Origin of the sequence: Janthinobacterium sp. HH104, assembly GCF_001758715.1 — a bacterium.
Taxonomy (GTDB): Bacteria; Pseudomonadota; Gammaproteobacteria; order Burkholderiales; family Burkholderiaceae_D; genus Janthinobacterium; species Janthinobacterium aestuarii.
In genome coordinates this window covers 27,000-51,761 of sequence record NZ_LRIB01000058.1, presented here as the reverse complement: position 1 = coordinate 51,761, position 24,762 = coordinate 27,000, and the positions used below count along the sequence as shown (strand labels likewise).

General features: G+C 62.9%; 22 protein-coding genes. 13 read left to right on the top strand and 9 right to left on the bottom strand.

What is annotated here, in order from left to right; genetic code table 11:
- From mraY to JAB6_RS26290, 10 genes are all read left to right on the top strand, one after another.
- Positions 1-1,176: a phospho-N-acetylmuramoyl-pentapeptide-transferase gene (gene mraY, locus JAB6_RS26335; RefSeq protein WP_034748886.1), complete on the top strand. Its 1,176-nt coding sequence runs from the start codon at positions 1-3 to the stop codon at positions 1,174-1,176.
- Complete coding sequence (gene murD, locus JAB6_RS26330; RefSeq protein WP_070305667.1) at positions 1,176-2,732, top strand: UDP-N-acetylmuramoyl-L-alanine--D-glutamate ligase; 1,557 nt, start codon at positions 1,176-1,178, stop codon at positions 2,730-2,732. Before mraY ends, murD begins: the two co-directional genes overlap by 1 nt.
- On the top strand, positions 2,732-3,943 hold the full coding sequence (ftsW, locus tag JAB6_RS26325; RefSeq protein ID WP_034748882.1) for a putative lipid II flippase FtsW: 1,212 nt from the start codon (positions 2,732-2,734) through the stop codon (positions 3,941-3,943). The genes murD and ftsW overlap by 1 nt, the downstream gene beginning before the upstream one ends.
- Positions 3,940-5,034, top strand: coding sequence for an undecaprenyldiphospho-muramoylpentapeptide beta-N-acetylglucosaminyltransferase (gene murG / locus JAB6_RS26320; RefSeq protein ID WP_083293042.1), 1,095 nt, complete (start codon positions 3,940-3,942; stop codon positions 5,032-5,034). Before ftsW ends, murG begins: the two co-directional genes overlap by 4 nt.
- A gap of 10 nt (positions 5,035-5,044) precedes the next feature.
- Positions 5,045-6,448 carry a UDP-N-acetylmuramate--L-alanine ligase gene (gene murC / locus JAB6_RS26315; RefSeq protein ID WP_058050719.1) on the top strand — a complete coding sequence of 468 codons (1,404 nt, stop codon included), beginning with the start codon at positions 5,045-5,047 and terminating at the stop codon, positions 6,446-6,448.
- A 1-nt stretch (position 6,449) separates the two neighbouring features.
- Positions 6,450-7,418 carry a D-alanine--D-alanine ligase gene (locus tag JAB6_RS26310; protein ID WP_051990971.1) on the top strand — a complete coding sequence of 323 codons (969 nt, stop codon included), beginning with the start codon at positions 6,450-6,452 and terminating at the stop codon, positions 7,416-7,418.
- A gap of 1 nt (position 7,419) precedes the next feature.
- Positions 7,420-8,232, top strand: coding sequence for a cell division protein FtsQ/DivIB (locus JAB6_RS26305; protein ID WP_034748869.1), 813 nt, complete (start codon positions 7,420-7,422; stop codon positions 8,230-8,232).
- 45 nt (positions 8,233-8,277) lie between these two features.
- Positions 8,278-9,510 (top strand): cell division protein FtsA, encoded by a 1,233-nt coding sequence (gene ftsA, locus JAB6_RS26300; protein ID WP_010394955.1) that lies wholly within the window; start codon positions 8,278-8,280, stop codon positions 9,508-9,510.
- Between the two features lie 154 nt (positions 9,511-9,664).
- Positions 9,665-10,873 (top strand): cell division protein FtsZ, encoded by a 1,209-nt coding sequence (gene ftsZ, locus JAB6_RS26295; protein ID WP_070305665.1) that lies wholly within the window; start codon positions 9,665-9,667, stop codon positions 10,871-10,873.
- Between the two features lie 184 nt (positions 10,874-11,057).
- The gene (locus JAB6_RS26290; protein WP_070305663.1) at positions 11,058-11,564 is read left to right on the top strand and encodes a peroxiredoxin; all 507 of its coding nucleotides are present in this window, start codon (positions 11,058-11,060) and stop codon (positions 11,562-11,564) included.
- A gap of 139 nt (positions 11,565-11,703) precedes the next feature.
- Here JAB6_RS26290 and JAB6_RS26285 read toward each other — a convergent pair whose 3' ends face one another.
- Positions 11,704-12,471: a class I SAM-dependent methyltransferase gene (locus tag JAB6_RS26285; RefSeq protein WP_070305661.1), complete on the bottom strand. Its 768-nt coding sequence runs from the start codon at positions 12,469-12,471 to the stop codon at positions 11,704-11,706.
- Positions 12,472-12,575: 104 nt separating this feature from the next.
- Between JAB6_RS26285 and JAB6_RS26280 the strand changes: the two genes are divergently transcribed.
- Complete coding sequence (locus JAB6_RS26280; protein ID WP_070305659.1) at positions 12,576-13,349, top strand: helix-turn-helix transcriptional regulator; 774 nt, start codon at positions 12,576-12,578, stop codon at positions 13,347-13,349.
- Positions 13,350-13,352: 3 nt separating this feature from the next.
- Here the strand turns inward: JAB6_RS26280 and JAB6_RS26275 are convergent, their stop codons facing one another.
- From JAB6_RS26275 to nosZ, 8 genes are all read right to left on the bottom strand, one after another.
- On the bottom strand, positions 13,353-14,393 hold the full coding sequence (locus JAB6_RS26275) for an FAD:protein FMN transferase (RefSeq protein WP_070305657.1): 1,041 nt from the start codon (positions 14,391-14,393) through the stop codon (positions 13,353-13,355).
- 48 nt (positions 14,394-14,441) lie between these two features.
- Positions 14,442-14,759, bottom strand: a complete 318-nt coding sequence (locus JAB6_RS26270) for a cytochrome c5 family protein (protein ID WP_034748852.1) — start codon at positions 14,757-14,759, stop codon at positions 14,442-14,444.
- 96 nt (positions 14,760-14,855) lie between these two features.
- Complete coding sequence (locus JAB6_RS26265) at positions 14,856-15,377, bottom strand: nitrous oxide reductase accessory protein NosL (RefSeq protein ID WP_070305655.1); 522 nt, start codon at positions 15,375-15,377, stop codon at positions 14,856-14,858.
- Positions 15,374-16,198 carry an ABC transporter permease gene (locus JAB6_RS26260; protein WP_200872998.1) on the bottom strand — a complete coding sequence of 275 codons (825 nt, stop codon included), beginning with the start codon at positions 16,196-16,198 and terminating at the stop codon, positions 15,374-15,376. The genes JAB6_RS26265 and JAB6_RS26260 overlap by 4 nt, the downstream gene beginning before the upstream one ends.
- Positions 16,182-17,135 (bottom strand): ABC transporter ATP-binding protein, encoded by a 954-nt coding sequence (locus tag JAB6_RS26255; RefSeq protein WP_034748846.1) that lies wholly within the window; start codon positions 17,133-17,135, stop codon positions 16,182-16,184. The genes JAB6_RS26260 and JAB6_RS26255 overlap by 17 nt, the downstream gene beginning before the upstream one ends.
- Complete coding sequence (locus tag JAB6_RS26250) at positions 17,104-18,372, bottom strand: nitrous oxide reductase family maturation protein NosD (RefSeq protein ID WP_070305822.1); 1,269 nt, start codon at positions 18,370-18,372, stop codon at positions 17,104-17,106. Before JAB6_RS26250 ends, JAB6_RS26255 begins: the two co-directional genes overlap by 32 nt.
- 29 nt (positions 18,373-18,401) lie before the next feature.
- The gene (locus JAB6_RS26245; RefSeq protein ID WP_070305653.1) at positions 18,402-20,579 is read right to left on the bottom strand and encodes a NosR/NirI family protein; all 2,178 of its coding nucleotides are present in this window, start codon (positions 20,577-20,579) and stop codon (positions 18,402-18,404) included.
- A gap of 53 nt (positions 20,580-20,632) precedes the next feature.
- Positions 20,633-22,546, bottom strand: a complete 1,914-nt coding sequence (gene nosZ, locus JAB6_RS26240) for a TAT-dependent nitrous-oxide reductase (RefSeq protein WP_034748840.1) — start codon at positions 22,544-22,546, stop codon at positions 20,633-20,635.
- 303 nt (positions 22,547-22,849) lie between these two features.
- Here nosZ and JAB6_RS26235 point away from each other — a divergent pair, with 303 nt between their 5' ends.
- Together JAB6_RS26235 and lpxC are read left to right on the top strand one after the other, a co-directional pair.
- A complete protein-coding gene (locus JAB6_RS26235) occupies positions 22,850-23,692 on the top strand; it encodes a DMT family transporter (protein WP_070305651.1) in 843 nt (280 codons plus the stop codon).
- 50 nt (positions 23,693-23,742) lie between these two features.
- Positions 23,743-24,678 (top strand): UDP-3-O-acyl-N-acetylglucosamine deacetylase, encoded by a 936-nt coding sequence (gene lpxC / locus JAB6_RS26230; RefSeq protein ID WP_034748834.1) that lies wholly within the window; start codon positions 23,743-23,745, stop codon positions 24,676-24,678.
- Positions 24,679-24,762 lie beyond the last annotated feature (84 nt).

Sequence of the window (24,762 nt, the reverse complement as noted above, 5' to 3'; positions counted from 1 at the left end):
ATGCTGCTCTGGCTCGCTCATTATTTCCAGGACGACATTGGCCCATTGCGGGTCTTTAACTTCATCACGTTCCGCGCCGTCTTCGCCACCTTGACGGCGATTTTGATCGGCCTGTGCGCCGGTCCGGCCGTGATCCGCATGCTCACGCGTATGAAGGTTGGCCAGGCCGTGCGTACGGACGGCCCGCAAACGCATCTGAAAAAACACGGCACGCCCACCATGGGCGGTGTACTGATTCTCATCGCCATCGGCATTTCCACCCTGCTGTGGGCCGACCTGTCGAACCGCTTCATCTGGCCGGTCTTGATCGTCACCCTGGGCTTTGGCGCCGTCGGCTGGGCCGACGACTACCGCAAGGTGGTGCACCAGGATCCGGAAGGCATGCGCTCGCGCGAAAAATACTTCTGGCAGTCGCTGATCGGCATCGTCGCCGCGTTTTACCTGGCGTTTTCCGTCTCCGTGTCGGAACCCGACGCGGGCCACGTGTGGAATCTGATCTACGCCTGGGTGCAGTCGGGCTTCGCCATGGACCTGCCGCCGAAGGCCGACCTGATCGTCCCGTTCTTCAAGACCATCAGCTATCCGCTGGGCGTGTGGGGCTTCATCGCGCTGACCTATTGCGTCATCGTCGGCACCAGCAACGCCGTCAATTTTACCGATGGTCTCGATGGCCTGGCCATCATGCCGACTGTAATGGTCGGCACGGCCCTGGGCCTGTTCGCCTACCTGACGGGTAACGCCACGTATGCGCGCTACCTGTTCATCCCGCACATCCCGGGCGCCGGCGAACTGGTGATCTTCTGCGGCGCGCTGGCCGGTTCCGGCCTGGCCTTCCTCTGGTATAACACGCACCCCGCGAAAGTGTTCATGGGCGACGTGGGCGCGCTGGCACTGGGCGGTGCACTGGGCACCATCGCCGTCATCGTGCGCCAGGAAATCGTCCTGTTCATCATGGGCGGCATCTTCGTCGTCGAAACGCTGTCCGTGATCATCCAGGTCGTCTGGTTCAAGTACACGAAGAAGCGCTATGGCGCCGGCCGCCGCGTCTTCCTGATGGCGCCATTGCATCACCATTTTGAACAAAAAGGCTGGAAGGAGACGCAGGTTGTCGTGCGTTTCTGGATCATCACCATGATGCTGGTGCTGCTCGGCCTGACCACCTTGAAGCTGCGCTGATGACGTACGACGCTAAAACCGCACTGGTACTGGGCCTCGGCGAATCGGGGCTGGCCATGGCCCTGTGGCTGGCCCGCAGCGGTGCGCTAGTCCGCGTGGCAGATACAAGGGAAACCCCTGAGCGCCTGGCCGCGCTGCAGGCTGCCGTGCCGCAGGCGCAATTCATCGCAGGCGCCTTCACGGCCGACCTGCTCGATGGCGTCGACTTCGTCGCCGTCAGCCCTGGCCTGGCGCCGGGCCGCGAACTGGCGCACATTGCGCCGGCCGCTGTTGAAAAAAATATTCCCGTGTGGGGCGAGATCGAACTGTTCGCGCAGGCGCTGGCTGCACTGAAGGCGGAACGCGGCTATGCGCCGAAAGTCATCGCCATCACGGGCACGAATGGCAAGACGACGGTCACCAGCCTGGTAGGGCTGCTGTGCGAGCGCGCGGGCCTGGCCACGCGCGTGGCCGGCAATATCAGCCCGGCCGCGCTCGACGTGTTGCGCGAAGTGCTTGACGCCGAACCGGCGCCGCAGCCTGTGGCTGAAGGAGAAGAAGCGGCAGAACCCGTCGCCAGCAGCTTGCCGCAAGCGTGGATCCTGGAATTGTCCAGCTTCCAGCTGCACACGACGTTCAGCCTGCAGGCCGATGCGGCCACGGTCTTGAACCTGTCGCAGGACCACCTGGACTGGCATGGCGACATGGCCGCCTATGCTGCCGACAAGGCGCGCATCTTCGGCGAGCAGACCGTGCGCATATTGAACCGCGACGATGCGGCCGTCATGCACATGGCCGATCCGCTGACCGAGACGATCACCTTCGGCACGGGCGAACCGGTGGAAGTGGACAGCTTTGGCCTTGTCAATGAACGCGGCATCTTCTGGCTGGCGCAAGCCGTGCCCAGCGAAGAAGTGATCGAGAAAAAGCGCAAGAAGAACGATCCGGCGCCGGAACCGGTGCCGACGATGGCCAAGAAACTGATGCCGGCCGACGCGCTGAAAATCCGCGGCCAGCACAATGCCTCGAATGCGCTGGCGGCGCTGGCCCTGTGCCGCGCCATCGGCCTGCCATTCGCGCCGCTGCTGCACGGTTTGCGCGAATACCAGGGCGAGCCGCACCGCGTGGAGCTGATCACGGCAGTCAATGAAGTCGAATACTACGACGACAGCAAGGGCACGAACGTGGGCGCGACGGCGGCGGCCCTGTTCGGCCTGGGCAAGGCGTTTGGCGGCGCGGAACAGCGCCTGGTGCTGATCGCCGGCGGCGACGGCAAGGGACAGGATTTCTCGCCGCTGGCCGAACCCGTGTCGCGCTACGTGCGCGCCGTGGTGCTGATCGGGCGCGATGCGCCTGCGCTGCGCGTGGCCCTCGAGCCGGCCGGCGTGGACATCGTCGACTGCGCCACCTTGCCGGAAGCCGTCAAGCGCGCCAGCAGCCTGGCGCTGGCCGGCGATGCCGTGCTGCTGTCGCCCGCGTGCGCCAGCCTGGACATGTTCAAGAACTATGCGCACCGCGCGCAGGTGTTTGTCGACGCCGTGCGCGACATCGCCCTGGAAAACGGACAGGATATCTGATGGCCTTCCAACTGCCCTTCAGCTTTGGTTCCGGCTCGGCTGCCAAGCCGCTGGATAGCCGCGCGCGGCAGTCGAAGATGATGGACTACGACAAGCCGCTGGTGTGGGTGGTCCTGCTGCTCATGTTGCTGGGCATGGTGATGGTGTATTCGGCGTCGATCTCGCTGTCGGATGCGCGCAAGTTTGCCGCCTACACGAACAATTACTTTGTCGTGCGCCAGGCGCTGTTCATCGGTATTTCGATCATCGTTGGCGCGCTGGTGTTCCGCATCCCCGTCGCCACCTGGCAAAAGATCGCGCCGTGGCTGTTCATCGGCACCCTGGTGCTGCTGGTAATGGTGCTGATACCGGGCCTGGGCGTGTCGGTCAACGGCGGTCGCCGCTGGCTGAACCTGCCGGGCCTGCGGCCGCAGCCGTCCGAGCTGATGAAGGTGGTGATGGTGCTGTACGCGGCCGACTACACGGTGCGCAAGCAGGAATACATGCACAAGCTGACCAAGGGCTTCATGCCGATGGCGCTGGCTGTGAGCTTCGTCGGCTTGCTGCTGCTGATGGAGCCCGACTTGGGTGCTTTCGGCGTGATCGTCTGCATCGCCATGGGCATTCTGTTTTTGGGCGGCGTCAACGCCATCTGGTTCGGCGGCATCGGCGCCATGCTGACGGCGATCTTCGTCACCATCATCGCCTTGTCGAAATTCCGCCGCGAGCGGTTTTTTGCGTATCTCGACCCGTGGCAGGAAGACAATGCGCTGAACAAGGCTTACCAGCTGACGCACTCCTTGATCGCCTTCGGACGCGGCGAACTGTTTGGCGTGGGCCTGGGCGGCAGTGTGGAAAAACTGCACTACCTGCCCGAAGCGCATACGGACTTCTTGCTGGCCGTGATCGGTGAGGAACTGGGCCTGGTGGGCGTACTGATCGTGATCGGCATGTTCTACTGGATTATCAAGCGGGCGTTCGACATCGGCCGCCAGGCGATCGCCATCGACCAGACCTTTGCGGGCCTGACGGCGAAGGGCATCGCCATCTGGATCGGCGTGCAGACCTTCATCAACATGGGCGTGAACCTGGGCCTGCTGCCGACCAAGGGCCTGACCTTGCCCCTGATGAGTTATGGCGGTACGGGCGTACTGATTAACTGTATTGGCCTGGCGATTTTGCTGCGCATCGATTACGAAAACCGGATCCTGATGCGCGGAGGCCGGCTATGAACAACGTGACAAACTTGAAAACGACGAAAAGACTGATGATCATGGCGGCCGGCACCGGCGGCCATATCTTCCCGGGCCTGGCGATTGCGCAGACGATGCGCGCGCGCGGCTGGGAAGTGAGCTGGCTGGGCACGACCCACGGCATGGAGCAGGACCTGGTGCCGAAAAGCGGCATTCCCATGGACGCCATTGCGTTCTCGGGCATGCGCGGCAAGGGCCTGGCGCACACGGTCAAGGGCGGCTTCAAGATGCTGGCCAGCTTCTTTGCCATCCGCCGCTTCATCGCGCGCCGCAAGCCGGACGTGGTGATGGGCATGGGCGGCTACGTCACCGTGCCGGGCGGCCTGATGGCGCGCCTCAAGGGCGTGCCGCTGGTGCTGGTCAATGCCGACGCGGCGCTGCTGCTGTCGAACAAGACCCTGGTGCCGCTGGCGCAGCAGGTGTGCTTTGGTTTCCCTGCCGATTTCGGCAGCGCCGCCGGCAAGGCCGTCGTGACGGGCAATCCCGTGCGCGCCGAGATCCTCGCGATGGCGCCGCCGGCGCTTCGCTTCGCGGGCCGCAGCGGACCGCTGCGCATCCTCGTGGTGGGCGGCAGCCTGGGCGCGAAAGCGCTGAACGACAATCTGCCCGCCGCGCTGGCGCTGATGCCGGAGGGCGAACGCCCGCTGGTGACGCACCAGTCGGGCAAGAAGAATATCGACGCCCTGCATGCCGCGTATGCGCAGGCGGGCGTGCAAGCCAATGTGGTCGACTTCATCGACGACATGGCCAAGGCATATACCGAGGCCGACCTGGTGATTTGCCGCGCAGGCGCCATCACCCTGTCGGAATTGACGGCGGCCGGCGTGGCCAGCGTGCTCGTGCCGCTGGTGGCGTCGACCACCAGCCACCAGCGCGACAACGCGCAATGGATGGCAAAACAAGGCGCGGCGATTCATCTGCCGCAAACGGAAATGAGTGCGGCGTCGCTGAGCACATTGCTGGCGTCCTTGACGCGGGATACCTGCCAGCACATGGCGCAAGCGGCACTGGCAGCAGGCAAGCGCGACGCCAATGAGGCGATCGCACACGTATTGGAAAAACTGGCATGAGGTTAGCTCTGTGAAGCATAAAGTAAACAATATCCACTTTGTCGGCATTGGCGGCAGCGGCATGAGCGGCATCGCCGAAGTGCTGGTCAACCTCGGCTACAAGGTGTCGGGTTCCGACCTGGGCAGCAATGCGGCGACGCAGCGCCTGGCGAGCCTGGGCGCGACCGTCATGCTCGGCCACGCAGCGGAAAATATCGGCGACGCCGATGCGGTGGTGACGTCGGGCGCCGTCCCGCAAGACAATCCGGAAGTGGCGGCCGCGCGCGCGCGCAAGATTCCGCTGGTGCCGCGCGCCGTGATGCTGGGCGAGTTGATGCGCCTGAAGCGCGGTATCGCGATTGCCGGCACGCACGGCAAGACGACGACCACCAGCCTGGTCGCCTCCGTACTGGCGCAAGGTGGTCTCGACCCGACTTTCGTCATCGGCGGCCGTTTGACCAGTGCTGGCGCGAATGCCAAGCTGGGCTCGGGCGACTACCTGGTGGCCGAAGCCGATGAATCGGACGCCTCGTTCCTGAACCTGACGCCGATGATCGAAGTGATCACGAATATCGACGCCGATCACATGGACACCTACGAACACGATTTCGAAAAGCTCAAACAGGCTTTCGTGCAGTTCACGCACCGCCTGCCATTCTATGGCCGCGCCATGCTGTGCATCGACGATCCGCACGTGCGCGCCATCATCCCGTTCGTCACCAAGCCCGTCACCACTTATGGTTTCGCGGAAGACGCGCAAGTGCGCGCCATCAATGCGCGCGCCGTGGGCCTGGAAATGCACTTCACCGTGCTGCAGGAAGGCTATCCGGACCTGGACGTGGTGCTGAACCAGCCCGGCATGCACAATGTGCAGAATGCCTGCTCGGCGATCGCCATCGCGCGCGAAATCGGCATCGCCGACAGCGCCACGCAGCAGGGCCTGGCCGAGTTTTCCGGCGTGGGCCGCCGCTTCACGCGCTATGGCGACGTGGCGCTGCCGAACGGCGGCAGCTTCGCGCTGGTCGACGATTTCGGCCATCATCCTGTGGAAACGGAAGTGACCTTGGCCGCCGCGCGCGCCGCCTATCCTGGCCGCCGCCTCGTGCTGGCGTTCCAGCCGCACCGCTACAGCCGCACGCGCGACCTGTTCGAGGACTTCGTCAAAGTGCTGGGCGCGCCCGACGTGCTGCTCTTGTCGGAGGTGTATGCGGCGGGCGAAGCGCCTATCGTCGCCGCCGACGGCCGCGCCCTGGCGCATGCGCTGCGCGCGCGCGGCAAGATCGAACCGATTTTCGTCGAGTCCATGAAGGACATGGCCGACACCATCATGAGCGTGGCGCGCGACGGCGACGTCGTGCTGACCATGGGCGCGGGCTCCATCAGCGGTATCCCGCAACAACTGACTACGTATCCATCCAACACTGTAAAGGCCTGATGTGAACCAAGCTTCAGCTATCGATGTAAAACAATTGGGCAAGGTTGGCGTCCTGTTCGGCGGCAGCTCGGCCGAGCGCGAAGTGTCGCTGATGTCCGGCACGGGCGTGCTGGCCGCGTTGACAAGCCGCGGCGTGGACGCGCACGCGTTCGACACGGGCGAACGCAGCCTGGCCGAACTGGCCGCTGAAAAATTCGACCGCGTCTTCATCGCGCTGCACGGCCGCTTCGGCGAAGACGGCAGCCTGCAGGGCGCGCTGGAACAGCTGGGCATTCCCTACACGGGCAGTGGCGTGATGGCTTGCGCGGTGGGCATGGACAAGATTTACACCAAGATGATCTGGCTGATGCATCAACTGCCGACGCCAAAGTACGCGGTGCTCGATGACAGCTCCGACCTGGCCAAGGTCGCCGCAGAACTGGGCTTGCCGCTGATCGTCAAGCCGCCGCATGAAGGCTCGAGCATCGGTATCACCACGGTCAACGAGGCATCGGCCTTCCAGGCAGCCTACGACATCGCCGCCGGTCTCGATGATTCGGTGCTGGCCGAGGAATTCGTCAAGGGCCGCGAATTCACCGTCGCGATCCTGGGCAAGGGCGCCACGGCGCGCGCGCTGCCGCCGATCGAGATCGTCGCGCCGCAAGGCAATTACGATTACCAGAACAAGTACTTCACGGACGACACGCAGTATTTCTGCCCGCCGCAGCTGGACCCGGCGATCGTGGCGGAGATGGAACGCATCGCCGTGGCAGCCTACCGCGCCCTCGGTTGCGAAGGCTGGGGACGGGTGGACGTGCTGATGCGCGCGGCCGACAGCAAGCTGTTCCTGCTGGAAGTCAATACCTCGCCCGGCATGACGGGGCACTCGCTCGTGCCGATGGCGGCGCGCGCGGTGGGCATCAGCTATGAAGACCTGTGCCTGGAAATCGTCGCTGGCGCGCGTCTGAAAATGCACAAGGGACAGCACTGATATGTGGCATGACGCTAAAAGCCTCAATACGACTGCCAACGGCTTGCTGGCCGCGGTTCTGGTCGTGTGCGTGGCCGCCGGCGTCTGGTGGGTGTCGCAGCGTCCCATGTTCGACCTGCGCACGATCAAGGTGGAAAGCGCGGACGACAAGGGCTTGCGCCACGTGAATTACCTGACCCTGCGCAGCGGCACTTTGGGCCGCATCAAGGGCAATTTTTTCACGACCAACCTCGATAGCGTGCGCGGCGTGTTCGAATCGGTGCCCTGGGTACGCCGTGCCAGCGTGCGGCGCGAGTGGCCGAACCAGCTGATCGTGGCGCTGGAAGAACACGAAGCGCTGGGCACCTGGGGCGAGGATGGACGCCTGCTGTCGGTCAAGGGCGACGTGTTTACGGCGAATGTGGCCGAAGCGGAAGACGACCATGAATTGCCTGCGTTTGCCGGTCCCGATGGCAGCGAAAAAGAAGTATTGGCCACCTATGTGCAGCTGGCAAAGTGGTTTGCGCCGCTGAAGATGGTGCCGGAAACCCTGTCGCTGTCGAGCCGCTATGCGTGGACCGTGAAACTGAATAACGGCATGAGCGTGGCGCTGGGACGCGAGCAGAATCATACGACCCTGAAGGCGCGGGTCGACCGGCTGGTGGGCATCTACCCGCAGCTGGCGAGCCGGCTGGAAAATATCGACACGATCGATATGCGCTACCAGAATGGCCTGGCGCTCAGTTCCGCCGGCCTGGTGATACCGGCCGAAGGCAAGGATGGCAAGCCAGTGATCAAGAAGAAAAACAGCAGTCCGATTAAAAAACCGGCTTAACCGAATACCCAATTAATTAATAGCCCAAAAAACTAGGCGAAAGAAATGACAAAAGACGCGAAAAACCTGATCGTCGGCCTCGACATCGGCACCTCGAAAGTGGTGGCGGTGGTAGCCGAAGTGATGTCCGACGGGCGCCACGAAGTGATCGGGCTGGGCCAGCACGAATCGAAGGGCCTGAAAAAGGGCGTGGTGGTCAATATCGAGGCCACGGTGGAGTCCATCCAGCGCGCGCTTGAAGAGGCCGAGCTGATGGCCGACTGCAAGATCCGCAATGTGTACGCGGGCATTGCGGGCAGCCATATCCGCAGCTTCAATTCCAGCGGCATGGTGGCCATCAAGGACAAGGAAGTGACGGCGACCGACGTGGCGCGCGTCATCGAGACGGCAAAAGCGGTTAACATTCCGACCGATCAGCAATTGCTGCACACGGTGCCGCAAGAGTTCATCGTCGACAGCCAGGAAGATGTGCGCGAGCCTATCGGCATGAGCGGCATCCGCCTGGAGGTGAAGGTGCATATCGTCACCGGCGCCGTGTCGGCGGTGCAGAACATCGTCAAGTGCGTGCGCCGCTGCGGCCTGGAAGTGTCGGACCTGATTCTGCAGCCGATGGCGTCCGCCGATGCCGTGCTCACGCCCGACGAGAAGGAACTGGGCGTGGTGCTGATCGACATCGGCGGCGGCACGACCGATGTGGCGGTATTCTCCGATGGCGCGATCCGCCATACGGCAGTCATTCCCATCGCCGGCGACCAGATCACCAACGACATCGCCATGGCCTTGCGTACCCCGACCGCGGAAGCGGAAGAAATCAAGATCCGCTATGGCGTAGCCAAGCAGGTCCTGGCCGACCCCGGCGAATCGCTGGAAGTGCCTGGCCTGGGCGACCGCGGCCCGCGCAACCTGTCGCGCCAGGCGCTGGCGGCAGTGATCGAACCGCGTGTCGAGGAGCTGTTCGCCATGGTGCACCAGGTGGTGCGCGAATCCGGTTACGAAGGCGTGCTGTCGTCGGGCATCGTGCTCACGGGCGGCACGTCCATCATGCCCGGCATGGTGGAAATGGCGGAAGACATTTTCCTGAAACCGGCGCGCCTTGGCACGCCCGAGTATCGGGGCCAGCTGGCCGACGTGGTGCGCAGTCCGCGCTATGCCACGGTATTGGGCCTGCTGCTGGAAGCGAAGAAGCAATACCTGCGCGGCCACATCGTGACGCGTCAGGACGGCTCGGTGAAGGCAGTCTGGCAGCGCATGAAGGAATGGTTTTTAGGGAATTTTTAAGGGCATGATTTACGCCCGGCAGTACAGGTTTTTTAGCAGCATCGCAGGTACACACACATAACTTAATTTTATATTTAACCGCAGTTTTCAATCTCCAGTTCTCCTACCAATATGAGGCCTGGCGCTTGGAAACCGCATCTGATAGGAGCACATCATGGAGTTCGATATGGTCGATAACACAGCTTTAGGTACCGTCATCAAGGTCGTCGGCGTCGGCGGTGCGGGTGGCAATGCAGTCCAACACATGATCAACAAAGGCATGTCGGGCGTGGAGTTCATTGCCGCCAACACCGACGCACAGGCCCTGTCGACATCGAAGGCCCACAACATCATCCAGATCGGCGATACCGGTCTGGGCGCAGGCATGAAGCCTGCCGTCGGCCGCCAGCTGGCCGAAGAGTCGCGCACGCGCATCGCCGATTCGCTGCGTGGCGCGCACATGGTCTTCATCGCCGCCGGCATGGGCGGCGGCACCGGTACGGGCGCCGCCCCCATCGTGGCCGAAGTGGCCAAGGAACTGGGCGCGCTGACGGTGGCCGTGGTTTCCAAGCCATTCTCGTACGAAGGCCAGAAGTGCATGGACATCGCCGACGAAGGCCTGGAGCAGCTGTCCCTGCACGTCGATTCGCTGATCATCATCCTCAATGAAAAACTGGAAGAGATCTACGAAGACGAAAGCATGCTGGAATGGATGCAGCACGCCGATGATGTGCTCAACAACGCGGTGGCCGGCATTGCCGAGATCATCAACGTGCCTGGCCATATCAACGTCGACTTCAACGACGTGAAAACCATCATGGGCGAGCAGGGCAAGGCCATGATGGGTACGGCGACGGCGTCCGGCGTCGACCGCGCGCGTATCGCCGCCGAACAGGCTGTCGCTTCGCCGCTGCTCGATGGCATCGATCTGTCCGGCGCGCGCGGCGTGCTGGTCAACGTCACGGCCAGCCGTGGCTTGAAAGGTAAAGAGATCAAGGAAGTCATGGCTGCCGTGCGCGCGTTTGCCGCGCCGGACGCGTCGATCGCGCAAGGTATCGCCTACGACGACGCCATGGGCGACGACATCCGCGTGACCGTGGTGGCCACGGGCCTGGGCCGCGCCAAGAAGAACATCCAGCTGGTACCGCAGCAAGTGCTGCGCACCGGCACCCACAACAGCCCGCTGACCCCGTCGGCTGCCATGGGTAGCGCGCAAGCGGCGACGGCGACGGTTGGCGTGGCCACGCCGGCGGCCGGTTTCGACGGCATGAAGGCGCCGGCGGTATGGCGCCGTGAATCGGCTTCCGAGCAAGTGCGCGCGATGGAAAAGAATGGCATGGAGACGTACGACATTCCTGCTTTCCTGCGTAAGCAAGCGGATTAAGGTGATCTGATGTCAGTAAAGATGACGGCGGCCTGAGGGCCGCCGTTTTTTTTTGCCGGCTTTTGACTTTTGACTTTGCCTTTCCGGCCATTTTCTGCACAAATACGGCAAGTCAGGCATACTATCGCGCAGTGTCGGCATCATGCCGGCAGAACCCTCAACCGACAGTACACAAGGAGTCAACATGACCATCAAGATCGGCGACACCCTGCCAGAAGGCACCCTGGCCGAATTCATCGAAAGCGAAACCGAAGGTTGCGCACTGGGCCCGAACACGTTCAATGTGCAAGACCTGGTCAAGGGCAAGAAGATCGCCATCTTCGGCCTGCCAGGCGCCTACACCCCGACCTGCTCCGCACAGCACGTGCCAGGCTACGTGCAGCACGCTGCCGACCTGAAAGCCAAGGGCGTCGATGAAATCTGGTGCATCTCCGTCAACGATGCGTTCGTGATGGGCGCCTGGGGCCGCGACCAGAAAGCCACCGGCGTCGTGCGCATGATGGCTGACGGCAATGCTGCCTACAGCAAGGCACTGGGCCTGGACGCCGATTTCTCCAAGCACGGCATGGGCACGCGCTCGCAGCGCTACTCGATGCTGGTCGACAATGGTGTCGTGACGCAATTGAACGTCGAGCAGGGCGGCAAGTTTGAAGTGTCGAATGCCGAGACGCTGCTGGGCCAGCTGAAATAATCGTGGCGTAGGTCGGATTAGGCGCAAAGCGCCGTAATCCGACAATATTGTTGACGCCTTCGTGGTGTTGTCGGATTACGCGCTACGCGCTAATCCGACCTACGATGTAAAAAAACGGCGCCATGTTGGCGCCGTTTTTTTATTGCACCACCGGTTTTGTCGCCTCGAACATGGCCGCGTCGATATCGAAGGAATAATCGTCCTGCAGCGCGAAATATCTTCTCGCTTCCTCGGGCGCGCCATCGAACAGGTTGCGGATGGCTGCCACTCTTTCGCTTGGTGTGCGCATGCGCGCCACCCATTCGTCGAACTGCATCGTCAGTTTCCACACGCTGCGCAAGCTGTGCGTGAATCCCGCGTTGTTGAATTTGGCGCCCCATTCGCAGGTGCGGTAGTCGCGCACGTGGGAAGCATCGCGCAGCATTTCCACCGCCTGCAAGGTGCTGTCGTACAGGGCTGTCTTTGGCGCGACGATGTCGACCATCAGCAAGGTGCCGTTCGGACGCAGCACGCGCCACGCTTCCGCGAGGGCCGCAGCCACGTCGTTCCAGTGGTGCGCGGAAAAGCGCGTGACGACCATGTCGAAGCTGGCGTCGGCAAACGGCAGGCGCGCCACGTCGCCCTGTTGCGTGCTGATGTTGTGCAAGCCGCGCTGCACCTTCGCGTGGTCGACGACGTCGAGCATTGGCTGCGCCAGGTCGTAGGCGACCACCGATTGCGCCACGGGGGCGACGGCAAAGCTGGCGTGGCCGGCGCCGCAGCCCAGGTCCAGGACGACGGGCTTGCCGTGGCGGCGCGCGCATTCCTGCATCAGCACCAGGTCGGCGCCTTGCGCGTGGACAGCGCTGCTCAGGTAGGCGTTGGCCGTTTTGCCAAACTGTTCGGTAACGACATCGTGCTGCTGCATGGTTTTCTCCTGTTGATGGGTGAGTTCCTGCAGAATAAGGATAAAATTATCCTGTAACAAGACCATAACTTATACTGGTATATTCACTACCATGCATCCATGTCATGTCGAATAAACTTGCTGAATTCATCCGCGCCAGGCGCGAAGCCGTCACCCCCGTCATGGCTGGCTTGCCCGGCGGCGGGCGGCGGCGCACGCCGGGCTTGCGGCGCGAAGAGTTGGCGCAGCTGTGCGACGTCAGTCCCACGTGGCTGACGTGGCTGGAGCAGGGGCGGCCCGTGTCGGCGTCGGCCAAGATGCTGGCCCGCCTGGCGCAGGTGCTGCTGCTGAGCGCGGCCGAGCGCGCCTATCTGTTCGAGGTGGCCGACAAGCATGACCCCAGCCACGCGACAGGCGAGGGCGGTGGGCCTGCCAGCGCCGAACTGGCCGCCATCGTGTCCGCCATTGACGCGCCCGCCTACATCCTCGACCGCGCATGGAACGCCGTGGCGTGGAACGGCGCGGCGTCCACCTTGTTTGCGGGCTGGCTGCAGGCCGGGGACGGCGCACCGAACCAGCTGCGCTTCATGTTCCTGGAGCCTGGAGCGCGCGACCTGGTCGTCGGCTGGCCCGAGCGGGCACAGCGGCTGGTGGCGGAGTTCCGCGCCGATATCGGTCGCCACGCAGACCAGGCGCCGCTGGCCGGCCTGATCGCGGAACTGGCCGCAGCCAGTGCGGATTTTCGCCAGTGGTGGGGCGCGCAGCAGGTGCAGGGCCGCGATGGCGGCTTGCGCCAGTTTCAGCATGCGCAACAGGGGCTGCTGGCATTCAACCAGGTGACCTTGCACCTGGCGCGCCAGCATGAACTGAAGCTGGTGATGCTGTTGCCTGTGTCGTAGACGTCACTCGCGTGCTTGCCAGGTCCCGGCGTGCTCGTGCCGCTCTGCACCTGCAATGCGCGCTTGCATGGCTGCTGTCATGTGGACATTACGCTGGGCGTCAACCATCAGCACTTCTTTCAGGTCGAGTTTTTCCGCCATCGCTTGCCAGTCTCGGGGGCCGGTGATGAACAGCGGTTTGGAGTGGCCGTCCGAGCGCAGGCCAGGGTCGCGCCCGCCGCTGGCGATGATGGTGACCGAAGCGACCAGATCGATCGGGTAGCCGCTGCGCGGGTCGATAATGTGCGGGCGGCGCTTGCCGTCCTTCATGAAGTAGCGTTCATAGTCACCGCTGGTGCCGATCGCTTCGTTGTCGCGCAAAGCGATCTGCGCAACTGTCCCGGCGCCACGCGGATCACGGATGCCGACCTGCCACGGTCGTTCACCGGGCTGGCCGATGGCGATGACGTTGCCACCGACGTTGACCAGCGCCGCCTTGACGTGCGCTTCGCGCAGCAGCGCGGCGGCGCGGTCGAGCGCGTAACCTTTGGCGTAGCCGCCGAGGTCGATCATGACGGCAGGGTTGACGCTGCTGATGATGTTGCCGTTGTAGCGCAGGTCGGACAGCGATGGCCGCGCGTCGACCCAGCGCTTGATCTCGGCGGCCGGCGGTCCCTGCGCGCCGATGTCGTTTTTCTGGAAGCCCCACAGCCTGATCAGATGCCCAATGGTGGGGTTGAACAGCAGGCCGGAACGCACTGACAGCTTCTCGGCCGATTTTAGCAGGCCGACCATTTCAGCGTCGGCGCGCATTGGCTCGCCTTTGGCGATGCTGTCGTTGAGGGCGGTGAGCATGCTTGGCTCCCACGCGTGGAATTTACGGTGCAGGCGATCGAATTCTCTCAATACCTCGGCGCCAAGCAGATCGGCGCGCTGCTGCGAACTACCGTAGATGGTGATGTCGACCGTGGTGCCGAACACGTGGCCCCGGGTTTTGTAGAGGCGTTCCTCGCCGGAACAAGCAGTCAGGAACAGCAGTAGCGCCAGCAGCGTGCGGGTAAACATGGAATGTCTCCGGGTGTGGCCGCCGCGCGCAGGCGGCGGCCAGCAGTCTTAATTGCTCTTGGCGACCATGTAGTCGACCAGTGCTTTCACTTCATCATCCTTCAGGCCTGGATTGCCGCCGCGTGGCGGCATCATTTTCACGCCGTTGATGGCGCTCAGGTACAGCGCCGGCTTGCCTTTGGCGATACGCGGTTTCCATCCCGCCTTGTCGCCAACCTTGGGCGCGCCCATGATGCCGCTGCCGTGGCAGGCCAGGCAGGTGGTGGAGTAGGTTTTCTCAACCTTGGCGGCGTCCGGCGCGGCGGCGGCGCTGGTGGCAGAGGTGATGGCTGCCAGCATTGCTGCCAGTGCAAGTAGTTTCTTCATGGTCTGTCTCTTTTCAAAAGTAAGTCGGCAAATGCCGGGGTAAAAACGGACCGGCGCTTTCCGCCGAACGGCAATGCCGGCCCAGGCGTTGGTGTTTCAATGCGCCATGGCGTGCGTCGGCATGGCGCCGCTGGCTTCGTTCAGCAGGGCCGGCGTGATCTGCTTGAAGCGCAGCACGCGGCCGCCTTCCTTGCGAACAAACGCTTCCGCGTCCACCTGCCGGCTGAACGAGGCGATGGCCGGGCCCATCGAGCCCTGCGCCTTGCTGCCTAATACATAGAGCGCGTCGTGTGCCCCGATCCAGTGGCCTTGCGGCTGTTGCCAGTTGGCGCTGCCCATGTCCTGCACGTAGAAGGCGCTGGTGGCGCGACGCTGTTCCGGCGCCAGCATTTCACCGAGCAGTTCTTTTACGTCACAGAAGTAGCTGGTCTTGCCGTCGGCGAAGCGAACCTGCGCTTTCGGCCCAGGGAAGTCGCGCAGCAGCATGCCGTCCAGCGCACACGCGGCTTCGTCGGACGGATCAATGGCTGGCAGGTTGGTGGCGCTGTACGTGCAGGCGGCCAGCGCAAGGGTGGCCAGTGCGGCCAGCGCGCTCCTGCGCAGGTGGAAAATAGTCATGAAAATCTCCTGAGTGCGATAGAAAACGGTAAAAAAATCCAGGCTAACATCACGCCCGACAGCAGCGCCGGGTGGGTCCAGCCTTGCGGCATCACGGTGGCCAGGCCATACATGGCTTGCGCCTGGTCCGAGCTGAACACGTTCAGCAGGCGAAATACGTCGGCCGGGTTCAGCATCAGCATGGCGGCGAACAGGCCGCTACCGAGTTGGCCCTGGCTGAGCACCATCACCCCCATCAGCAGCAGGTCGAACACCAGCACAAACAGGAACCACAGCGCCAGTGCAATGCCGCTGGCGCGGACGCGGTCGCGGGTGCTGACCGATACCAGCATGGCAATGCTGAGGAAGGCCAGTCCCATCAGCACGGCGCTGGCGACGAATTGGGCGTAGCGCCAGCCCTCGGCCACAGTCAGTTGCGAGAACAGCGGCAGCAGGCCGGCGCCAAAGCCGATCGCGGTGGCGCTGGTGAGCGCCGCCGCCAGGCCGAGATACTTACCGAGCAGCACTTCCAGCGGCGTCACCGGCATCGACAGCAGCAGTTCCAGCGCGCCGCGCTCACGCTCGCCGACAATCGCGTCATAGCCGAGTATCAGGGCGATCAGCGGCACCAGATAGATCACCAGGCTGGACAGGCTGGCGATAGTGGCGTCGATGCCGTGGAAACCAACCTGTCCCTGCTGGGCTGCGCCGAAGTAGGCGATGGCCAGCGCGAAGAAGGCAAACACCAGCGCCACGGCCAGCACCCAGCGGTTGCGCAGCCGCTCACGCCATTCTTTTGCGGCCAGCACGCCGACCTGGCGCCATTCAATGCGTGCGCGCATGGGTGCCTCCGTAGCCGAGAAATACTTGTTCCAATGTCGATTCCTGAATCGCGATGTCGTCGGCGCAAGCGGCCAGCTGGCGCAGCACCGCCATCTTGTCGGCCCTGGCGCAGCGCACGTGCAGCTGTTCGCCATGCACCTCCAGCGCCAGCTCCAGCGGCAACGCGGCCAGCGCCGCGCGCACGCCCGCCTGCAGCGCAGGCGCAATCGTGGCGGTAATGGTCAGCATCCGGGGCGCATGGGTACCCGTCCGCAACTGCCTCAGCGTGCCTTGCGCGGCCACCGTGCCGCTCTGCATGATGAGCAGCTGGTCGACCCTGTGCTCGATCTCTGCCAGGATGTGTGAGGTGATGACGATGGTGGCGCCGCGGTCCTGCGCGGTGCGCAAGATGGCGTAAAAGTCGGCGATGCCTTGCGGGTCCAATCCGTTGGTCGGCTCATCGAGGAAGATCAGGTCCGGCTCGCCCAGCAGAGCCTGCGCCAGGCCGAGCCGCTGGCGCATGCCCTTGGAGTACCCCTGTACCGGCCGCGCGGCGGCATGCGTCAGGCCCACCAGGTCGAGCAACGGTGCGCAAGCAGCGCGCGCAATGTGCTTCAAGTCCGCAAAAAAGTGCAGTACTTCCTGGCCACTCAGGTTATCGTAGGTGAGAAAACTTTCCGGCAGATAGCCGACGCGCCGGCGCGTCTGGCGAAAGGCAGGTTCGGCCGCGTTCTGGCCCAGTACGTGCAGCGTGCCGGCGCAGGGCGTGATCAGACCGAGCATCAGCTTGAATAGCGTGCTCTTGCCGGCGCCATTGTGGCCGATCAGGCCGAACATGGCGCCATGGGCGATGTCAAAGCTGACGTCCTGCAGCACTGTGAGCGCGCCGTAGCGATGCCGGATGCCGCGCAGGCTGACGGCGGCTTCAGTTGTATTCGATGCGGGGAGCGATGTCATTCCATTTCTTCCAATTCTGTGAGAGCGGGCGCATGCGCGGATGGCGGTCGACTACGCTTGGCGCGCGCAGCAGCGGAAACTGACGCGCGGCAAAGCGCAGCGTCTGCAGCGCGGGGCTGGCGCCGAGCAGCTTGAGCAGCGGGTATTGCCAGTTCAGACGGTCAACCAGGTCGTTCGCTTCATACGCCACGTCACCCTGGCCGTCGCCGTTCTGGTCCCAGCCGTTGTAATTGCTCCAGTAGTTGCCTTCCTGTTTGCCCCATTCGACATCGCGCGCGGCAACAAAGCGCACCTGCTCCTGGTTGCCGATGAAGTCGTTGCCATCGACTTGGTTGTTCGACGAGCCGGCCGACAGGTGCACGCCGGTGCGGTTATTGATGATCAGGTTGTGGCGCAGCGTGTTGTACTCGGCGTCATAGATGAAAAAACCACGGTCGTTGCCGGCCACCACGTTGTCTTCGATCAGCGAGTCCTGGATGGTGCGCAGCATGATGCCGTGATCGGTATTGCCCCACGCGATATTGCGGCGCACGGTCAGGCTGCGCACCTCCATCAGCGCCAGCCCGGCCCGGCTCAGATATACCTCGTTGTCTTCCCAGGTACTGTGGTGGGTGTTCATGTAGTGCGTGCCGTAGCGGACATGGTGGATGCGGTTGTGGCGAAATTGCGCGTCGCGCGAGACGTCGACATAGATGCCGTCGCGCGTGCCGCTGATTTCGTTGCCGGTGACGCGCGCTCCGCGCGTGTCGTACACCTGGATGCCATTGCCGCGCTGCGCCGATTGCAGGTCGCGCCGGCCGGTGATGGTGTTGTTCAGCAAGCGCGCATCGTCAACGCCTTGCAGCCAGATGCCGAACAGGTTGGCGACCAGTCGACAGTTGTTGATCTGTACGCGATGCGCGCCAGGCACGATATAAATGCCGGCGTTCTGCGCAGTGAGGTCCGCGCCGCTGTCGATCACGATCAGGCCGATCAGGGTGACGTCGGGGGCGGTGATGCGGATGGTGTCGCCGTGCCCCCGGCCGCTGATGGTGGGATGGCTGCGCCCTTGCAGCGTCAGCGCCTTGTCGACCAGCACGTGTTCGTTATACCTGCCGGGTGCGATCAGCAGTGTGTCGCCTTTCTGCGCACTGGCGATGGCCGCATTGATCGACGTGCCCGGCGCCACTTCCAGCACGGCGGCGGCCAGGCCCGGCCCATAGCCGGCCAGTATGACTGCCAGCACCAGCGCGCGCATCAGCGCCAGCAGGGCGGAAGGCGCCAGTCTCATGCGTCTTCCTTGCCTTGCGACGGCAGCGTTGAGCGCAAGCTGTCGAGCGTAAGGAAGTAGCCGTCGGCGCCGATACGCGTCAGCGCTTCGCCCTTGGCAGCTCGCCGCTTGCGCTCTTTCACCAGGGGTGGACAGGCGTGATCGTCGTAGTACATCACCATGCAGTCCAGGCACAGCATGCATTCCATCTGATCGATTTTGCCTTGGCTGTCGATGGCGTGCGAGCCGCAACCGGCGGCGCAGGCGTGGCAGCTGGTGCATTCTGCCTTGCGCTTCAGACCGAACAGACGGAACTTGCTGGGCAGCGCCAGGCCCGCGCCCATCGGGCACAGGTATTTGCAGTAGGGGCGCTCGCTGAACAGCGACAGGCCCAGAATGGCGCCGATAAAGAGCCAGAATGGCCAGCTGCGGTTCCATACGCCGACCAGGAAAGTGGTCTTGAAGGGTTCGATTTCGGCCAGATGTTCGGCCGTCTCCATTGAGAACAGGGATACGCCGATCAGGCCGAAGAAGATGACGTACTTCAGCCAGCGCAGCTTGTCGTGCAGTGGTTTTGGCAGCAGTTTCTGCCAGCGTTTCAGGCCGATGGCGGAACCGAGTTTCAGCATCAGGTGCTGCAGCGAGCCGAATGGACATAACCAGCCGCAGAACAGGCCGCGTCCCCAGATCAGCACCGTGATGATGATGAACCACCAGAACAGGAAGATGAAGGGATCGGACAGGAACAGCTCCCAGCGCCATTGATGGATCAGCGAATGGAGCCAGGTCATGATCTGCGTGATGCTGGGCTGCGCCTTCAGGTAGAAACCGATGAAGCCGGCGCTGATGATCCACAGCACCAGCCGCGGCCAGCTGATCAAAGGCTTGTGCTTGCGCGTCGATGCACGCACCAGCCGGTCGCGTCGTGCGTACCAGATGGCGGTAAACAACAGGGTGGCGACGAAGAAGCCGATTTGCGCAATCCGGTCCAGCCAGATGTTTTGCCACGCCGGGCGCGCCGTCACCACTTTCGGATGGCCGCCTTCCAGATAGCGGGCCGGCAGCCAGTATGTCTGGTCGTAGTGGGTGAAGGTCTTGGCGCCCTTGGCGTCCAACTGATTGACCAGCAGCGTCAGCGTCCAAGGCCACGCCGGATTGAAGTGTTTCGAGCGGACGATGAAGATGCCCGATTCGCGGTATTGGGGCACATCGCCGGGCTGCAGGTGATACAGATTGAGATAGTCGGTATCGCGGAAGGTGTAGGTTTCAGGATCTTGCCGCACCTGGATGCGGTCGTAGATGCCGCCGCGCACAAAGCCCGAGCCCTTGAACGAGGTCTGGCCGCTGGCGATGACGAAGATCGCATGCTCGTCCGGCTTGAGGTCGCGCATCAGGCGCTGGTAGTTGTCCTCGCCCAGCAGGCTGTTGCCCAGCGTCGGCGTGTTGAGGTAGCCGAAGTAGAGATCGATGTAGTCGCCGCGTGCGCTGTCGGCGCCGACTTCGCGCGCGGTGATCGTCAGGCGGCCGACCGAGCCCTCGTCGGCCAGCTTGCCCCAGTTGAGGCGCTCGTCGAGCGGCGTGAAGCGGGCTGGCGGCCGCGCCGCCGCAGTGAAGATGCCGACCTGGCGGCCGATCTCATAGGCGCTGCGGGAAATTACCTGGTTCTCGGCGATGGCCGTCACGGTGGCGCCGCTGATCGCGTCCAATCCCACGCTGCCATCGCCGCCACGGCCAATTTCCAGCCTGGCGTCACCGCGCAGGCCGACATATTGTCCGATGAACTTGAGCAGCGCCGATTCCGGTATGCCGGCCAGCAGGATCGGTTCGGAATGCTTGATCACGCGCACGCCGGTAATGATGCCTGCGGTGTCCATGCCGATCAGTGTAATGACCGGCTTGCCGGAATAGGCGGGAATGTCCACCACGTCGGTTGACAGGAAAACGTAGCCAACGAGCTTGCCGCCGGCGTCCAGCGCTTGCACATAGCGTGGAGAACCCATGCGCTGCGAGAAGCGCTGCGCTTGCGGCATCACGTCGCGGCAGGCGGCATGCGCGCACAGGTCGGCGCCGTGCAACAGTTCGGAGGAAAGTTCAGCGTCGTAGATGTTGGCGGCGGCGATGGGCGGCGCCAGCATAGCCAGTAACATCAAGCACGACGCCAGCGAATTGAACAAGGTTTTTAAAGTAGTCGTCATGAGAATATGCCATGCCGGCTGACGCATCAGCCGGCATGGACTTGCGGGACAACTCAGGCTTCAACCAGGAAACGGCTACGCATTTCCAGATGCAGGGCGTGGCAGAAGTGCGTGCAATACAACCAGAACGCACCGGCGTGATCGGCCTTGAAAGTGACCGACTTGGTTTCCTGCGGATTGACGATAAAGTTGATGTTGTAGGTCGGGATGGCGCAACCGTGGGTCAAATCTTCGACCTTGTCGTAGTTGGTCAGGGTGAGCGTGACTTCATCGCCTTTTTTGACCTTGATGACCGGCATGCTGAACGCCGGCGCTTGCGACATCAGACGCACATGCACCTTGTTGCCCTTGCGCTCGATGCCGGCGTTTTCCGGCGTGACGGCATTCGGGAAGTCGGTCATGGTGTGGATCTGGCGCGTCTTGACCACGTCGCGGCGCACGATAATGCCATCGTGCGGTTCCGGGTAGGCAGTGTGATCGGCTATCAGCTTCATGCTGGCGCCGCTGATGTCCACCAACTGTTCGGTTTCAGGATGCAGCGGGCCGACTGGCAGGAAGCGGTCCTTGGAGAACTTGTTGCCGGAGTTGAGGTATTTGCCGTCAGCTTCCCTGGTCTCACCCATCGATGAGTAGTTATGGCCCGGCTGGTAGTGCACGTCCAGCTTCTCGATGATGACCTTGGCGTTTTTGTCGCCCTTGAACTGGGCAATGGCTGCATCCACATTCCATTTGACGGCTTGGCTGTCGAGGAACAGCGAGGTATAGGCGTTGCCCCTGCCGTCGAAGGCGGTGTGCAGCGGGCCGAGGCCGATTTCCGGTTCGGCCACCACGGTGTCGCGCGGATCCTTGACGTTACCGTCGAACCACTGCAGCACCTTGCTCAATTCAATCACGGTGGCGGTCGGCGACAGCTTGCCGGAGCAGACGAAGTATTTTCCGTCCGGGCTGGCGTTGACGCCATGCGGGTTCTTGCTGACCGGGACGTACAGCGAGATCGCGCTTTTCGGATCGGCGTTGGCAGCCTTGCGGCCATCGACCACGGGGACCTTGGAACTGCCGATGGTGGTGAACTTGCCTGCCTTGACCAGGGCCTCGACGCGTTCGATATGCAGGAACACGCAGGCATCGCGCTCGGCCGCCATCATGCCGTTCAGGTCGGCGGCGTTTTCCACGTTGTACTGGTTGCAGGCGGCCAGCTTGCCGTCGTACGAGGTGGCGCACAGATCCATATTGCCGTCAACGCGCACCTGCCACATCACTTCCATGGTCTCTGCGCTGACGCAGCTGAACAACGCACCCCACTTGTCCGGATTGTCCAGGTCGCGGCCGTCGTTCGGCAGCGGGATATGGAATTCGGCGCCGCAGAACACGCGGGTGGTGTAGTCAATCTTCTGGTCGACCGGATCGCGCTTGTCAGGGAACAGGCCGTGGAAGCCGGCCACATTCGGCAGTTCGGTGATCTTGTCGCATTCCATGGTGTCCATGCGGATGCGCGCCACGCGTGAATGCAGCTTGTCGTTGATGAACAGCCAGCGGCCGTCATACGTGCCGTTCTTGTAGCTGCCGTGGACGTGGTGGGTGTCGCCAGTGATGTATTTCAGCGTGCCGTCGGGCTTGGTGCCGATGATGGCTTTCGATTCATTGGTAATACCCCAGCCGACCATGCAATCGACGTTGAACACCGGGATGCGCTTGAGCGTGCGCCCAGAAGGCAGGCCGAGCACCCGCGCTTCGCCCGAATGGCCGGAACTGATGAAAGCATAGTAGTCGTCCAGCTGGCCTGGCGCGATCTCGGTGCCGTGGTGTGCGGCCGGTGCGGCAGCGCTCTTGCCGCCGGCGGCAGCTTCCTCCTTGCAGCCGGCCAGGCCCAGCGTGACGCCTGCCAGGCCCAGTGCGGCGCTCTTGCCGAGAAAGCCGCGGCGGCTCGACGGCGTGTCGTTGGTGGTATCTATCTTCTTGCTGTCCATCTCTCGTTCTCCATCGTTGCAAAATTATAAACAAGCATTTTACATGCATCTTTTAAAAAAACGATGACGTGGATCAAGCATTTCAGGCACCGCCGCCGCGATTGCGGCAGTACTTGATCCAGGCACTGTTTTCGTCGTCGCCCCTGATGAGCCGGCCGGCTTGCTATAATCAATCCCGGCAGCGCCTCCGCTGTGCTGGCTCCGGACGTCGCCATAATGACGTTCCCAGTGGTCCGCCTCGGACCGGTCGTCAAGGAGCTTTCCCTGTCTTCTCGTCAAGAAAATCTGCACAGCATCTATGCGATGCTGATTGCGGTCGCCATGTTCTCGTGCATGGATACCGCCATGAAGCTGCTGTCTGCCCATTATCCCGCCACGCAGGTCACGGCGATGCGCTCGCTCAGTTCGTTGCCACTGCTGTGCGGCTACATGCTGTACCGCGGTGCGTTCAAGGGCATCTTCCGCATACGCTGGCCAATGCACCTGTTGCGCGCCGCACTCGGCATCGCCATGCTGACCACCTTTGCCTTCGGGCTGAAGTCGCTGTCGCTGGCCGAGGCATATTCGATCTTCTTCATCGCGCCGGCTTTGATCACGGCGCTGTCGGTGTGGGTGCTGAAGGAGCACGTGGGCCGCGGGCAGTGGGTGGCGATTGGCGTCGGCCTGCTGGGCGTGCTGGTGGTGCTGCGCCCCGAAGGCACCGGCTTCCTGTCGCTGGGCGGGCTGGCGATTCTGGTGGCAGCTGCCTGCTACGCCGTGTCGGCCATCAGCGCGCGCGTGCTGGCGCGCACCGACAGCACCGAGGCGATGATGTTCTGGCTGCTGACGCTGATGTCGATTGGCGCAGTAACGCTGGCGTGGAATATCTGGGTGCCTGTGCGTGCCGAACACGGCTCGATCTTGATGGTGCTGGCGCTGTCAGGCTTCTTCGGGCAGTTGGCGATCACCAAGGCCTTCAGCACCGGCAAGGCGTCAATCGTGGCGCCGTTCGAGTACACGGCGCTGGCCTGGGGCGTGGCGATAGACTGGCTGCTGTGGCAGGCGCTGCCGGATCGCTATACCTTGTTTGGCGCGGCGATCATTATCGCCAGCGGCATCTACCTGGTGCGGCGCGAAGCCGTGCATGTGGAAAGTGAGCATCCCTAGCATTTCTTTGCCGGTCAGCATTCCACGCCGCAACTGGATATAATCGTGCCATGTTAAAACAACGCACTATCAAACAACAGGTCCGCACCATCGGTGTCGGTTTGCATTCCGGCACCAAGGTCGAGCTGATCCTGCGTCCTGCCGCGATCGACACGGGCATCGTGTTTCGCCGCATCGACCTCGACCCCATCGTCGAGTTCCCCGCCAGCGCCATGGCCGTGGGCGACACGCGCATGGCTTCCGTGCTGATCAAGGACGGCGCCAGGGTGTCCACCGTGGAACATCTGATGTCGGCGGCGGCGGGCCTGGGGATCGACAATATGTATATCGACGTGAATGCGGAAGAAATTCCCATCATGGACGGTTCCGCCTCGTCCTTCGTCTACCTGCTGCAGCAGGCTGGCGTGGAAGAGCAGCAGGCGGCGAAGAAATTCATCAAGGTCGTCAAGCCCGTGGAAGTGCGTCACGGCAAGGGTGACGCGGAGAAATGGGCGCGCTTGTCGCCGTATGACGGCTTCAAGCTTGATTTCTTCATCGAATTCAACCATCCGGCCGTCGATGGCACGATGCAGCGCGCCTCGGTCGACTTTGGCGACGTGTCCTACGTGCACGACGTGGCGCGCGCGCGCACCTTCGGTTTCATGCAGGACGTGGAAAGCTTGCGCGGCATGGGCCTGGCCCGTGGCGGTTCGCTGGAAAACGCCATCGTCATGGACGAGTACCGCATCCTCAACGCGGATGGCTTGCGCTATGAAGACGAGTTCGTGCGCCACAAGATCCTCGACGCCATCGGCGACCTGTACCTGGTGGGCCACCCCTTGCTCGCCTACTACACGGCGCACAAGTCCGGCCACGCGCTGAACAACCAGCTGCTGCTGGCGCTGCTGGAGCAGCCCGATGCGTATGAAATCGTGTCGTTCGACACGAACGAGGCGGCGCCGCAATCCTACCTGCGCCAGATGGAGCGCGAGTGGTCGCTGACGTAGGTCGGATTAGCGGGGCGACGTCCCGCGTAATCCGACAACCATGTTGGCACTGATCGTGGTGTTGTCGGATTACGGCCCGAAGGG